Origin of the sequence: Streptomyces sp. NBC_00377, from assembly GCF_036075115.1 — a bacterium.
In the GTDB taxonomy this organism is placed as follows: Bacteria; Actinomycetota; Actinomycetes; order Streptomycetales; family Streptomycetaceae; genus Streptomyces.
Genome location: NZ_CP107958.1, coordinates 6,930,686 through 6,943,094, shown reverse-complemented (window position 1 = coordinate 6,943,094; position 12,409 = coordinate 6,930,686). Strand labels below are relative to the sequence as shown.

Below are 12,409 nucleotides of genomic sequence, written 5' to 3'. Positions count from 1 at the left end.
CGGTACAGGAGGGCCCGTGCGCGGACGCCGTCAGCGGAACTCGGTGGTGTCCTCGACGTCGCAGTCGGTGAAGGACGGCGGGCTGGTGCAGAGCGCGCCCATCCGCTCCGCGAACTTGGCCGTCTCGGGGTCGTCGCTGTTGCGCATGGCTTCTTCGTAGGAGTCGAACTCGACGACCACGAGGTAGCGGTTCGGCTGGTTCCGGTCCTTCAGGACCAGGCGGCGCGTCGGGCCGTCGGCTCGCCCGGTGATGCGCTGATCCCCTTCCTCGGCGAGCGCCCGCATCTCGTCGATGCGGTCGGTCTCGAACTCGACGATCTGGACGAACCTCTGCGATGTGCCCATGGTGCCTCCACCCGGATCCGGCGCTCCCGCACGGAAACGCCCAGCTCTCAACGAAGCACCGGGAACGGCGCTCGGCAATTGGCCGCGCACCGCTCCCGGGGGTGGTTGTTCCTACGTACTCCGTGGTCAGGCCTCGATGCTGTCCTTCGGAGCGCCTTCGCTCCCGGTCTGCGCCGCCTCGTCCGCCGCCTGCTTGCGCGATGCCCGCAGGCTGGTGATCGTGGTGACGATCAGGACGGAGCAGATCACGCCGAGGGAGACCGGGATGCTGATCTCGGGGACGTGGACCCCGGACTCGTGCAGGGCGTGCAGCACCAGCTTCACGCCGATGAAGCCGAGGATGACCGACAGGCCGTAGCTCAGGTGGACCAGCTTCCTCAGCAGACCGCCGATGAGGAAGTACAGCTGACGCAGACCCATCAGGGCGAACGCGTTGGCCGTGAAGACGATGTACGGGTCCTGCGTCAGACCGAAGATCGCCGGGATCGAGTCGAGGGCGAAGAGCACGTCGGTCGTGCCGATGGCGAGCATCACGACCAGCATCGGGGTCATGACCCGCTTGCCGTTCTGCTCGATCCACAGCTTCGTGCCGTGATAGCGGTCGGCCACGCCGAAGCGCTTCTCGACGGCCTTGAGCAGCTTGTTCTCCTCGAACTCCTCGTCCTCCTCGTCGGCCCGGGCCTCCTGGATGAGCTTCCAGGCGGTCCAGATGAGGAAGGCGCCGAAGAGGTAGAACACCCACGCGAAGCTGGCGAGGATCGCGGCGCCCGCGGCGATGAAGATCGCCCGCAGGACCAGGGCTATGAGGACGCCCACGAGCAGGACCCGCTGCTGGTACTGCGACGGGACCGAGAACTTCGCCATGATCAGGACGAAGACGAAGAGGTTGTCGACACTGAGCGACTTCTCGGTGATGAAGCCCGCGAAGAACTCGCCGGCCGGTTCACCTCCGCCGAAAACGAGCAGCCCGGCTCCGAAGAGTCCGGCAAGGGCGATCCAGACGACCGTCCAGATCCCGGCTTCCTTGATCGACACGTCGTGCGGCTTGCGGCCGATGAAGAAATCGACCGCGATGAGGGCGGCAAGGCCCACGATGGTCAGGACCCATAGGGCCAGGGAAACATCCACTGCGCCTCCGGCAGTACGTAACGGCAGGTGATCAGCGTCGTCGCGCTGCCGGAGGTCTCTTCCACCCGGAACCGGGCCGACGCCCCGGGATCAGGCCTGATCCGTATTGACGGGTACGTCGCAGCGGGAGTACTCCCCTCCGTGAGGAAAACAGTACCCCAACCACCAAGAAAAGGTAAAGCGATTGGCAAAAGAAAGACCAAGCGTGCTGGTCAGGAGCCTTTACTAGTACTTGGTGCGCGCCTCCGCGACCTGCGCGAGCACCTGCTGGAGCACCTGGCTGCCGGACGGCACGACGCTCGGCTCGTACGTCCAGGCGTGCCCCACCCAGGGGTCGGCGAGGTGATCGTCGGCCACGGGTGTCAGGCGCAGCAGCCCGCGCCACAGCGGGTCCAGCAACGGACCGTAACTGTCGGCGTCCTCCCGGTCGGCCACCATCATCAGGTGGACGCCGACGCCGGGACCCTCGTCGGCGAGGTAACGCAGCTGGGTCACGGCACGGTCGTCGAAACCGTGCGGGAAGTCGTTGACGACCAGAAGCTGCTGGGCCGTGTCGAAGCCGGGCGGCAGCGAGTCGGCCATACCGCCACGCACCGCCATCTGCACCAGGTCGACGCGCTCGGTGAGCCGCCCCAGGACCGCCGCGACACCTGCCGCGCCGACCGCGGGCGGGGCCGCGAGCACCCCGCTGTGCACCAGCGGCGCGAGTTCCCGGGCGCCCGAACCGGCCGGATCGATGACGTGCACCGTGAACTCGTCCGCCGGATGCACCGCCAGCAGCCGGGCCATGTGCGCCACGGCCGACTCCATCGCGAGGCGCCGCAGTTCGTGGGAGTCGGCGAACGACCCGTCGGACGAGCCGGACCGCCCGCTGTCGATCCACAGGCCCCGTTCGAGCGGGAGCCTGACCAGCATCGGGATACGCAGCGGATCGCTCTCGGGAAGGTGGAGATCCCCCAGCCGCACGGCCATCGGCATCTCCATCGGCACCCGGTAGGCGTGCCAGACGGGGTTGTCCCAGCGCGCGTACGCCGCGGGCAGCGCCGGTTCCACGACATCCGCCTCGGCGCCCAGCTGGACCAGGTCCCGGTCCAGCGCCTCCCTGGCCTGGTCGACGAGCTGAATGTGCCTCGACTGGGCCGCTTCCCGGGCGGCGTCGCCCTGGCCGCCCAGCCTGCTGCGCGGGTCGGACAGGACCTGGTCCAGCTCCTTCTCCATCCGCGCCTCGGCGAAGTCGACCGCGCTGCGGTAGGCGGCCGTGCTGCGCGCCAGATCCTCGAACATGCCCCAGACCTGGTTGTAGAGCCGCTCCTCCATGGACCACCCGGTCGCGTCACCCGCGACGGGCCGGGCGGGCTGCCCGGGCTCGACCGGGGGCGCGGTGGGCGGGGGCGGGGGCGGAGCGGCGTTCTGCCGGCGCGGGTGGCTGTAGTCGATCGGGCCACCACTGGTGGCTGCCGCCGGCGTCTGCTGGGTGGCCTCGGGGTCCGTCGGCGTGGCGCCCGCCGGGTAGCCCACCCCCGAGGGGCCCTGCGGGGTCGCCCCGTACGGGCCGGCGCCGCCCTGGGTGCCTTGCGCACCGTACGGCGAGCCGTTCTGGTCCGGTCCGAGCGTGGACGCGGCCGCCTGCCGGGAGCGGTCGCCTTCGGCCGTACGCGGTGGAGGGGCAGGCACCGAGCGGGCCAGGCCCTGGACCACGGCGTCGTTGATGCCCGCCGCGAGCTGATGCGCCTGCGGCAGGCCATGGTCGGTGAGGAGTTCGGCCAGACCGCCCGCGTAGCCCTGGCCGACGGCACGCACCTTCCACGCGCCCTGGCGCCGGTACAGCTCCAGCGCGACGACCGCCGACTCCGCGTCCAGACCGGTGATCGTGTAGGTGGCGACCTCACTGCCGTCGAGGCCGGTGACCGCGACGAAGGGGGCGGCGACCGAGCCGAAGCTCACCGGTCCGCCGACGCCCGTGGGCAGCGCCAGCAGGACGCTGACCCGGTGCACGGTCGCCGACACGGCGTCCAGATCCACCGCGAGGCGGTGGTCGGCGGCCGCCTGCCGGGAGACCTCCAGGCCGGGCAGGGTGGGCACACCCGGGTGCGCCACCCACTCGACGCCGGGGACCTGGCCGCTCTCGTCGCCGAGCGCGGCGACCGCCATGACCGGCCTGCCTGCCGAGACCCGGATCTCGAGGCGGACCTGGGAGAGCGGATGATTCTGTCCCCGCACCAGCTCGGCCGTCATCGCCTGTCGTCCCCCTGCGTCGCGTCCGGTGTCGTCGTGTGCCGCTTCGCGCCCTACAGCGCGGGCAGGATCGCGGGCATCAGGTCCTGGAAGGTGCGGCCGTTGGCCGGCGTGCCGAGGGCCGTCATGTTCCAGCCCCCGCCCACCCGGTGCACCTTCGCCATGATCTGGGCCGTGTAGGCGCCGCCGCCCGCCAGCGTGTAGCGCGCGAGCTCCTGGCCGTTGGTCTCGTCGACCAGACGGCAGAAGGCGTTCTGCACTTCCTGGAACGTCTGGCCGGTGAAGGAGTTCACCGTGAAGATGATCTGGTCGATGTGGACCGGCACGCGCGCGAGGTCGACGAGGATCGCCTCGTCGTCCCCGCCCTGGCCGACACCGCCGACGAGGTTGTCACCGGTGTGACGGACGGAGCCGTCGTCGCTCACCAGGTGGCGGAAGAAGACGACGTCGACCGGCTGCTTGTCGGCGAACAGAACGGCCGAGGCGTCGAGGTCGATCTCCCGGGTCCGGGAACCGAACAGGCCGCGCCGCGGGGCCGCCTGCCAGCCGAGACCCATGCGCACCGCGGTCAGGCTGCCCCCGTCGTTCTTCTGAAGACTGATGGCCTGACCCTTGGTCATGTTGACGGTCACGCGCTGATTCCCCTCTCGGACTGTCCCCTGTTGCCGCGATCCCGCGGTTGACGGAAACCCTACGCAAAGGCACTGACAGTGCCGTACCCAGGCCCGGACTTTGTGTCGTTCTTGCAACACAGTGCGTGCGGGCTAGGGCACAGCCACCGCAGGGGCCCGTCAGGCCAGACCCGCCTCCCTCATCTGCCGCAGCTCCTTCTTCATCTCCGAGACCTCGTCGCGGATCCGTGCGGCCACCTCGAACTGGAGATCGGCGGCGGCGGCCCGCATACGCTCCGTCATCTCCTCGATCTGCCCGGCGAGTTCGGCCGCGGGACGGTCCGTCGGCACCGTCTCCTTGGCCTTGCCCCCGGCCGACTTGGACTTGGCGCCCTTGGCCGCCTTGTCACCGAGGGAGGGCACCGGGGCCTTGGTGCCCCGCCCGTCCTTCTTCGCCCGGTAGCCGGTGCCGAGCAGCTGCTCGGTGTCGACCTCCTCGCGGGCGATCTGGGCGACGATGTCGTTGATCTTCTTGCGGAGCGGCTGCGGGTCGATGCCGTTCGCCGTGTTGTAGGCGACCTGCTTCTCCCGGCGGCGGTTGGTCTCGTCGATGGCCCTTTCCATGCCCGGGGTGATCTTGTCCGCGTACATGTGGACCTGACCGGAGACGTTGCGCGCCGCGCGGCCGATGGTCTGGATCAGCGAGGTGCCGGAGCGCAGGAAGCCCTCCTTGTCGGCGTCGAGGATCGCCACCAGGGACACCTCGGGCAGGTCGAGGCCCTCCCGCAGGAGGTTGATGCCGACCAGGACGTCGAACTCGCCGGCGCGCAGCTCGCGCAGCAGCTCGATACGGCGCAGCGTGTCGACGTCGCTGTGCAGATAGCGCACCTGGATGCCGAGTTCCAGGAAGTAGCCCGTGAGGTCCTCGGCCATCTTCTTGGTCAGCGTGGTGACCAGGACGCGCTCGTCCTTCTCCACCCGGGTGCGGATCTCGTGCACCAGGTCGTCGATCTGGCCCTCGGTGGGCTTGACGACGACTTCGGGGTCGATCAGACCGGTGGGGCGGATGATCTGCTCGACGACGCCGTCCCCGCGCGAGAGCTCGTACTTGCCGGGTGTCGCCGACAGGTACACGGTCTGCCCGATGCGCTCCTGGAACTCCTCCCACTTCAGCGGGCGGTTGTCGAGCGCCGAGGGCAGCCTGAAGCCGTGGTCGACGAGGGTGCGCTTACGGGAGGCGTCGCCCTCGTACATGGCGCCGATCTGCGGGACGGTGACATGGGACTCGTCGATGACGAGCAGGAAGTCGTCCGGGAAGTAGTCGAGCAGGGTGTTCGGCGGGGAGCCGGGCAACCGGCCGTCGAAGTGCATCGAGTAGTTCTCGACACCGGAGCAGGAGCCGATCTGGCGGAGCATCTCCAGGTCGTAGGTGGTGCGCATCCGCAGACGCTGGGCCTCCAGGAGTTTGCCCTGCTTCTCCAGGTCGGCCAGGCGCTCGCCCAGCTCCTTCTCGATGTCGTTGGCGGCCCGCTCCAGGCGCTCGGGTCCCGCCACGTAGTGGGTGGCCGGGAAGATGTACAGCTGCTGGTCGTCGCTGATGATCTCGCCGGTGAGCGGGTGCAGCGTCGACAGGGCCTCGATCTCGTCGCCGAACATCTCGATCCGGACGGCGAGCTCCTCGTAGACCGGGAAGATCTCGATGGTGTCGCCGCGCACCCGGAAGGTCCCGCGGCTGAACGCCAGGTCATTGCGCGTGTACTGGATGTCGACGAAGCGGCGGAGCAACTGGTCCCGGTCGACCTCGTCGCCGACGCGGAGCGGGACCATCCGGTCCACGTACTCCTGCGGGGTGCCGAGGCCGTAGATGCAGGAGACCGAGGCGACCACGACGACGTCGCGGCGGGTGAGCAGCGAGTTGGTCGCGGAGTGGCGCAGGCGCTCGACCTCCTCGTTGATCGAGGAGTCCTTCTCGATGTAGGTGTCCGACTGCGGGACGTACGCCTCGGGCTGGTAGTAGTCGTAGTACGAGACGAAGTATTCGACCGCGTTGTTCGGCAGCAGTTCGCGGAACTCGTTCGCCAGCTGGGCGGCCAGGGTCTTGTTCGGCGCCATCACCAGGGTGGGGCGCTGGAGCTTCTCGATCATCCACGCGGTGGTCGCGGACTTTCCGGTGCCGGTCGCGCCGAGCAGGACGACGTCCTTCTCACCTGCCTCGACGCGCTTGGCCAGCTCGGCGATGGCCGCCGGCTGGTCGCCGCTGGGCTGGTAGGGGCTGACGACCTCGAAAGGCGCCACCGTGCGTTCGATGTGGGAAACGGGCCGCATGTCATCCACCGTACGACCACCCACTGACAACGGGGTCCGATCAGGGGTTCCGCCCAGGTTCCGTCCGGGTCCGCCCGGAGTGCGCCGGCTCCGGGAGTCAGCGGTTCTGCGGGGTGCGGGACTCGCGGTGCGTGACCTTCCGGCGACTGTGGAGCTGGGAGCGGCCCGACGGGTGCGGGGCGGGCGGGTGCGCGGGGACGCCGGGCTTGTGCTCGGTGGGGGTCCAGTCGGGCCTGCCCATGACCATCAGCGGGTCGAACATCACGACGGCACCCGCGAGGCAGAGGAAGGCGAGGGGGCCGATCAGCATCGGGGCGAGGAGGGCCGCGGGAGAGTCGCCCGCGGTCGGGGTCCCCGGATGCAGATGGACGCTCAGGGCGGCCATCCCGGTGTAGTGCATGCCGGTCACGGCCAGCCCCATCACCGCGCTGGCACCCACGCTCCACAGGAAACCCCTGACCTGTCCCGCGGCCCACAGGGCGGCGGTGGCGGCGGCCATGGCGATGGCGACGGAGACGGCCACGGTGAGCGTGTTGTACCGCAAGGTGCCGTTGAAGCTCATTCCGGCCATGCCCAGGTAGTGCATCGACGCGATGCCCAGTCCGGTGATGGTGCCCCCGGTGAACAGCGCGGTCCCGGTCGCGCCCCGGTAGCCGACGATGAAGATCCCTACGCCCACCATGACGATGGCGACGCCCAGGCTCGCGTAGGTCATCGGTTTGTCGTAGTGGATCGGGGCGCCTTCGACCGTGAAGCCGATCATCGCGATGAAGTGCATGGTCCAGATACCGGAGCCGATCGCCGCCGAGCCGAGGGCCAGCCAGCCCGGGCGCCAGGACTGGGCCACGAGCAGGGCTCTGGTGGTGCAGCGCAGGCCGAGAGCACCGCCGAGGCAGGCCATGAGATAGGCCACCAGCGGGGTGACGAGTCCGTAGCTGAAACCGTCGACCGTGCCTTGCATGCGCGGTTGCCCTTCGCCCTGTTGCTGGATCTGCCTGAAAACGCGCCCCTCTCAGGACCGCTGAGCGCGGTCAAGGCTGAGAGAGAGTATGACCCCCACCGGAATGGTCGAACGATTTTCCGGCAAAGAAACACGTCCCTATCGCACATGTGCGGCACCCGTGAGCGGCACCGGCCGTCTTCTTTCGCTCTGTGATCGTCCTGTACGGCTCCGTCGATGACCCACTGCTGTCACTGTTGAGCTGTATGTGATGGTTTGACGCGAGGAGTACGCATGCACGCGCGCGCAGTTGCCGCCACGACCGCCGCGGTTCTCGGCACCGTCGCCCTCCTGGGCACCGTCGCCCTCCTGCTTCCCGTTCACGACGCACGGGCGGGCATCGCCCTCCGGCCGTCGGTGATCGCCCACCGGGGCGCCTCCGCCTACGCTCCCGAGAACACTCTGGCCGCCGTCGACGAGGCGGCCGCGCTGGGCATCGGCTGGGTGGAGAACGACGTCCAGCGCACCAAGGACGGCGAACTCGTGGTGATCCACGACGACAGCCTCCGCCGTACGACCGACGTCGAGGAGGTCTTCCCCGGACGCGCTCCGTGGAAGGTGCGGGACTTCACCGCGGCCGAGATCGCCCGCCTCGACGCGGGGAGCTGGTTCGGTTCCGCGTACGCGGGCACGCGCGTGCCGACGCTCGCGGAGTACCTCGACCGGGTCGAGCACCACCATCAGAAGCTCCTTCTGGAGGTCAAGAACCCGGAGCTCTATCCCGGGATCGAGCAGCAGACCCTCAAGCTGCTGAGCAACGAGGGCTGGCTGGACCGGCGGCACCTCACCAACCGGCTGATCGTGCAGAGCTTCAGCGCCGACAGCCTGCGCACCGTGCACGAGCTGAAGCCCGCGGTGAGGACCGGCCTGCTGGGTACACCGGCCGTCGCGGACCTGTCCCGGTTCGCGGCCTTCGCGGATCTGGTCAACCCGTCGTTCGCCTCCCTCTCGCCGGCGTACGTCGCCGCCGTGCACACGCTCACCGGACCGCACGGCACACCGGTGAAGGTGTTCGCCTGGACCGTCGACGACGCCGCGACCGCCCGTGCCGCCGCCGGGTACCACGTCGACGGGGTCATCACCAACAAGCCCGACGTGGTGCGGCGGGCCCTTTACCGGTACTGACGTCCGGCCGGTCCCCGGGCGTCGGGGCGGGGGGGCGGAGCGGGCCGGCCGCTCCGCCCCCCGGGCATTGTCAGTGGCGGGTCGTACGGTGGGCGCATGGACAGCCAGGGGCAGTTTGAGCAGCAGGTCGTGTGGACCGTCATCGGTACCGACATCGGTCCGCTGTTGCTGGCCGCGACCGGCGAGGGCCTGCTCAACGTCGTGTTCCACGCGACCGACGCGGTGCGGGACAAGGCGCTCGGCCGGCTGGCGGCCCGACTGGGCACGGAGCCCGTCGAGGCGCCCGGCTCCCCCCTGCTGGCCGAGGCGATACGCCAGGTCGAGGCGTACTTCGCCGGCGAGCGACGGGCCTTCGAGCTGCCGTTGGACTGGTCGCTGATCTCGGGTTTCAACCGCCAGGTGCTGCGCGAACTCGCGTCCGGCGTCCCGTACGGGGCGGTCGTGGGCTACGGCGACCTCGCCAAGCGGGTGGGGCAACCGACGGCGGCGCAGGCCGTGGGGGTGGCGATGGGCGCCAATCCGCTGCCGGTGGTCGTGCCCTGTCACCGGGTCGTCGAGAGCAACGGCGGCCTCGGCGGGTTCGGAGGCGGTCTGGAGACCAAGCGGAAGCTGCTCGCACTCGAAGGCGTACTGCCCGAGCCGCTGTTCTGAGACCGCCGCAGGCGTACTACCGGAGCCGCTGTTCAGGGGAGGAGACTGCGCCGGTGATCACATCCCCAGGTCGTGGGTACGGCCGTGCGACGGTGAGGAGCGGTCCTTGACGGCCGTCGAGCGCGCCGCCCCTTCGCCCGTCGACGCCGCGTCCCTGCCCGCTCTGCGGCGCCGCACGAGCGCGGTGCTGATCGTGAGCCAGATCCTCGGCGGTCTCGGCGTCGCCACCGGCATCGCACTGGCCACCGTCCTGGCCCGGCAGGTCAGCGGCACCGAGGCGCTGTCCGGGCTGGCGCCCACCGCCACCGTCGCCGGTACGGCCGTGCTGTCGATGCCGATGGCCGCGCTGATGAGCAGGCGCGGGCGCCGGCCGGGACTGGTGCTGGCCTATCTTCTCGGAGCCCTCGGCGCGGGTGTCGTCGTGGCGGCCGCGAGGGCCGGCGACTTCCCGCTGCTGCTGTGCGGCATGGCTGCCTTCGGCGCGGCCTCCTCGGCGAACCTCCAGGCCCGGTTCGCCGCCGCCGACCTGGCAGAGCCTCACCGTCGGGCCCGAGCCATCTCGAACGTGGTGTGGGCGACCACCATCGGCGCGGTGCTCGGCCCGAACATCGCCGCGCCGGCCGGCCGCAGTGCCGCCGGACTCGGGATACCCGCGGCGGCGGGTCCCTTCCTGTGGGCGGCGGGGATCTTCGTCGTGGCGGCGGTCCTGGTGGCCGTGCTTCTGCGCCCCGACCCGCTGCTGACGGCCCGCGCGCTCGCGCCGGAGGAGGAGCGGTCCCCACGAGCCCGTTCCCTGCGGGCCGGTCTGACGGCCGTCGCGGCCTCGCCCCGCGCGCGGCTCGCACTCGTGACGGTGGCCGTGTCGCACACCGCGATGGTCTCGGTCATGTCGATGACCCCGCTCGACCTCGCCCACCACGGCGCGGGCATCGATCTGATCGGGCTGGTCATCAGCGGGCACATCGCGGGCATGTACGCGTTCGCGCCGTTGATGGGACGGCTGGCGGACCGGGTGGGGCGGCTCTCGGTGGCGGGGCTCGCGGCAGGGCTCCTGGCCGTCGCGCTGTTCCTGGCCGGCACGGCGGGCGACAGCCACGGGCAGACCGCCGCGGGGCTGTTCGTGCTCGGGCTGGGCTGGTCGGCCGGGCTCGTGTCGGGTTCCGCGCTGCTGACCGACTCGGTGCCCCCGTCCGCGCGGGCCGCCGCCCAGGGGCTCTCGGACCTCGCCATGAACACCTCGGCGGGGGTCGGCGGAGCGATCGCCGGGCTCGTGGTCGCGCAGGCGAGCTACGCCTGGCTCAACGCCTCCGCGGCGATTCTGCTCCTGCCGCCGGCCGCCCTGGTGCTGTTCACCCGCGGCGCGCTCAGGGCCCCGGACGAGAACCCGGACGAGAACCCGGACAGGAACGCGGACGGAGGCACGGGCAGGACCGCCGCGGGCAGCCCGCCGGACATGCGTCAGTCGTAGTGCCGCGCCTCGACGACGTTGCCGTCCGGGTCGCGGAAGTAGAAGCTGCGGGTGGCGTCGCCGCGTGCTCCGAAGGAGCCGTGCGAGACGTCCGAGACCGGGACGGCGTGCTCCTCCAGGCGGTCGCGGAGAGCGTCGAACCCGGTCTTCGGCAGGGCGAGGCACACATGGTTCACGGGGTGCCCGGAGCTCTCGGCGGCGCCGGGAAGCATCGTCATCCGCTCCGCCATCGACAACGGCATGAGATCGAGGAGCGCCTCCTCGCTGACGCGAACGGAGGGAAACGGTTCCTCGCCGGCGGCGAACTCCTGGAGCCGGACGGGCTCCAGGCCGACGGCCTTCGCGTAGAACTCGGCGGCTGCCACCGGATCACGCACCCAGAGGACGACGTGGTCGAGACGTGTCGTGTTGTCCGTCATACCTCCCAGGCTGGTGTCCTGCCCCACAGGCCGCAAGGGTTTGGCCGGGCGCGCCGCCCGCCAGAGATGAGGGGAGACCGACGACAGGAGGCGGGCGCGTGGTGCTGGTGGTGTCGGAAGAGGTGCGGGACGCGGTCGACGCGCGTCAACCCGTGGTGGCCCTGGAGTCCACGATCATCTCGCACGGGCTGCCCCGCCCGCGCAACCTCCAGGTGGCGCTGGAGCTGGAGGCGGTCGTACGCGCGGGGGGCGCCGTGCCGGCGACGATCGCCGTGCTGGACGGGCGACCCCATGTGGGCCTCGACAAGGAACAGCTGGAGCGGGTCGCCAACGAGGACGGATTCCGCAAGCTGGGTCATCGGGACCTGCCGCTCGCCGTGGCCTCGGGGGCGAGCGGGGCGACCACCGTGTCGGCGACGGCCCTGCTGGCGGCGCGCGCGGGTGTACGGGTGTTCGCGACCGGCGGGCTCGGCGGGGTGCACCGGCAGTGGACGGTCACCCAGGACGAGTCGGCCGACCTGGGGCTGCTGGCGAGCACCCGGATCACGGTGGTGTGCGCGGGGGTGAAGTCGATCCTGGACGTGCCGGCGACCTTGCAGCGGCTGGAGACGCTGGGCGTCGCCGTCGCCGGGTACGGCACCGACCGCTTCCCCGGGTTCTACCTGTCCGACTCGGGACACCCCGTGGACTGGACGGTGTCCGACCCGCGGCAGGTCGCCGAGGTGATGCGGGCTCAGGACGCGCTCGCCATGCCGGAGTCGGCACTGATCGTCGCCAACCCGGTTCCCGAGGAGGAGCAGCTCGATCCCGGACTGCACGCGCGGGTGCTGGCCGACGCGCTGCACGCGTGCGAGGAGGCCGGCGTCACGGGCCAGGGCGTCACACCGTTCCTGCTCGACTACCTGGTCCGGCACACCGACGGCGCGTCCCTGAGCGCCAATCTTGCCGCGGTGCGCGGCAACGTGCGGCTGGCGGCCCGGATCGCGACGGCGTGGGCCGAGGCATGACCGCCCCACCGGACGGGACGTCCGACGGTCACGACGACCAGGATGCCGTGACCCGGGATGCGGGCGCGGGCGCGGGGTCCAGATCGGGGGCGGGG

The 12,409-nt window shown here is 70.7% G+C and carries 11 protein-coding genes; 4 read left to right on the top strand and 7 right to left on the bottom strand.

The window, feature by feature from the left end; translation table 11 throughout:
• Nucleotides 1–30: 30 nt before the first annotated feature.
• From OHS71_RS30795 to OHS71_RS30770, 6 genes are all read right to left on the bottom strand, one after another.
• Nucleotides 31–345, bottom strand: coding sequence for a hypothetical protein (locus tag OHS71_RS30795; protein ID WP_328482587.1), 315 nt, complete (start codon nt 343–345; stop codon nt 31–33).
• Between the two features lie 126 nt (nt 346–471).
• Entirely contained in the window at nt 472–1,473 is a 1,002-nt protein-coding gene (locus OHS71_RS30790) for a TerC family protein (protein ID WP_328482586.1), read from the bottom strand.
• Nucleotides 1,474–1,698: 225 nt separating this feature from the next.
• Nucleotides 1,699–3,708: a TerD family protein gene (locus OHS71_RS30785; protein WP_328482585.1), complete on the bottom strand. Its 2,010-nt coding sequence runs from the start codon at nt 3,706–3,708 to the stop codon at nt 1,699–1,701.
• A 53-nt stretch (nt 3,709–3,761) separates the two neighbouring features.
• On the bottom strand, nt 3,762–4,340 hold the full coding sequence (locus OHS71_RS30780) for a TerD family protein (RefSeq protein ID WP_079663041.1): 579 nt from the start codon (nt 4,338–4,340) through the stop codon (nt 3,762–3,764).
• Between the two features lie 159 nt (nt 4,341–4,499).
• Nucleotides 4,500–6,644 (bottom strand): excinuclease ABC subunit UvrB, encoded by a 2,145-nt coding sequence (gene uvrB, locus OHS71_RS30775; protein WP_328482584.1) that lies wholly within the window; start codon nt 6,642–6,644, stop codon nt 4,500–4,502.
• Between the two features lie 97 nt (nt 6,645–6,741).
• Nucleotides 6,742–7,605, bottom strand: a complete 864-nt coding sequence (locus tag OHS71_RS30770) for an MHYT domain-containing protein (protein WP_328482583.1) — start codon at nt 7,603–7,605, stop codon at nt 6,742–6,744.
• Between the two features lie 273 nt (nt 7,606–7,878).
• Here OHS71_RS30770 and OHS71_RS30765 point away from each other — a divergent pair, with 273 nt between their 5' ends.
• The 3 genes from OHS71_RS30765 to OHS71_RS30755 all read left to right on the top strand — a co-directional run bounded on the left by OHS71_RS30765 (nt 7,879) and on the right by OHS71_RS30755 (nt 10,888).
• A complete protein-coding gene (locus OHS71_RS30765) occupies nt 7,879–8,769 on the top strand; it encodes a glycerophosphodiester phosphodiesterase (RefSeq protein WP_328482582.1) in 891 nt (296 codons plus the stop codon).
• Between the two features lie 96 nt (nt 8,770–8,865).
• Nucleotides 8,866–9,420 (top strand): methylated-DNA--[protein]-cysteine S-methyltransferase, encoded by a 555-nt coding sequence (locus OHS71_RS30760; protein WP_328482581.1) that lies wholly within the window; start codon nt 8,866–8,868, stop codon nt 9,418–9,420.
• 106 nt (nt 9,421–9,526) lie between these two features.
• Complete coding sequence (locus OHS71_RS30755) at nt 9,527–10,888, top strand: MFS transporter (protein ID WP_328482580.1); 1,362 nt, start codon at nt 9,527–9,529, stop codon at nt 10,886–10,888.
• Here the strand turns inward: OHS71_RS30755 and OHS71_RS30750 are convergent.
• Complete coding sequence (locus tag OHS71_RS30750) at nt 10,879–11,307, bottom strand: VOC family protein (RefSeq protein ID WP_328482579.1); 429 nt, start codon at nt 11,305–11,307, stop codon at nt 10,879–10,881. The genes OHS71_RS30755 and OHS71_RS30750 overlap by 10 nt on opposite strands.
• Nucleotides 11,308–11,405: 98 nt before the next feature.
• On the opposite strand from OHS71_RS30750, the gene OHS71_RS30745 reads away from it, so the two are divergent.
• A complete protein-coding gene (locus tag OHS71_RS30745) occupies nt 11,406–12,314 on the top strand; it encodes a pseudouridine-5'-phosphate glycosidase (RefSeq protein WP_328482578.1) in 909 nt (302 codons plus the stop codon).
• Nucleotides 12,315–12,409: the final 95 nt, after the last annotated feature.

What these genes read in the sequence shown, in the direction of transcription:
- OHS71_RS30750 (WP_328482579.1), bottom strand. Translation starts at nt 11,307, where the DNA reads ATGACGGACAACACGACACGTCTCGACCACGTCGTCCTCTGGGTGCGT.
- OHS71_RS30795 (WP_328482587.1), bottom strand. Translation starts at nt 345, where the DNA reads ATGGGCACATCGCAGAGGTTCGTCCAGATCGTCGAGTTCGAGACCGAC.
- OHS71_RS30770 (WP_328482583.1), bottom strand. Translation starts at nt 7,605, where the DNA reads ATGCAAGGCACGGTCGACGGTTTCAGCTACGGACTCGTCACCCCGCTG.
- OHS71_RS30785 (WP_328482585.1), bottom strand. Translation starts at nt 3,708, where the DNA reads ATGACGGCCGAGCTGGTGCGGGGACAGAATCATCCGCTCTCCCAGGTC.
- OHS71_RS30760 (WP_328482581.1), top strand. Translation starts at nt 8,866, where the DNA reads ATGGACAGCCAGGGGCAGTTTGAGCAGCAGGTCGTGTGGACCGTCATC.
- OHS71_RS30765 (WP_328482582.1), top strand. Translation starts at nt 7,879, where the DNA reads ATGCACGCGCGCGCAGTTGCCGCCACGACCGCCGCGGTTCTCGGCACC.
- uvrB (WP_328482584.1), bottom strand. Translation starts at nt 6,644, where the DNA reads ATGCGGCCCGTTTCCCACATCGAACGCACGGTGGCGCCTTTCGAGGTC.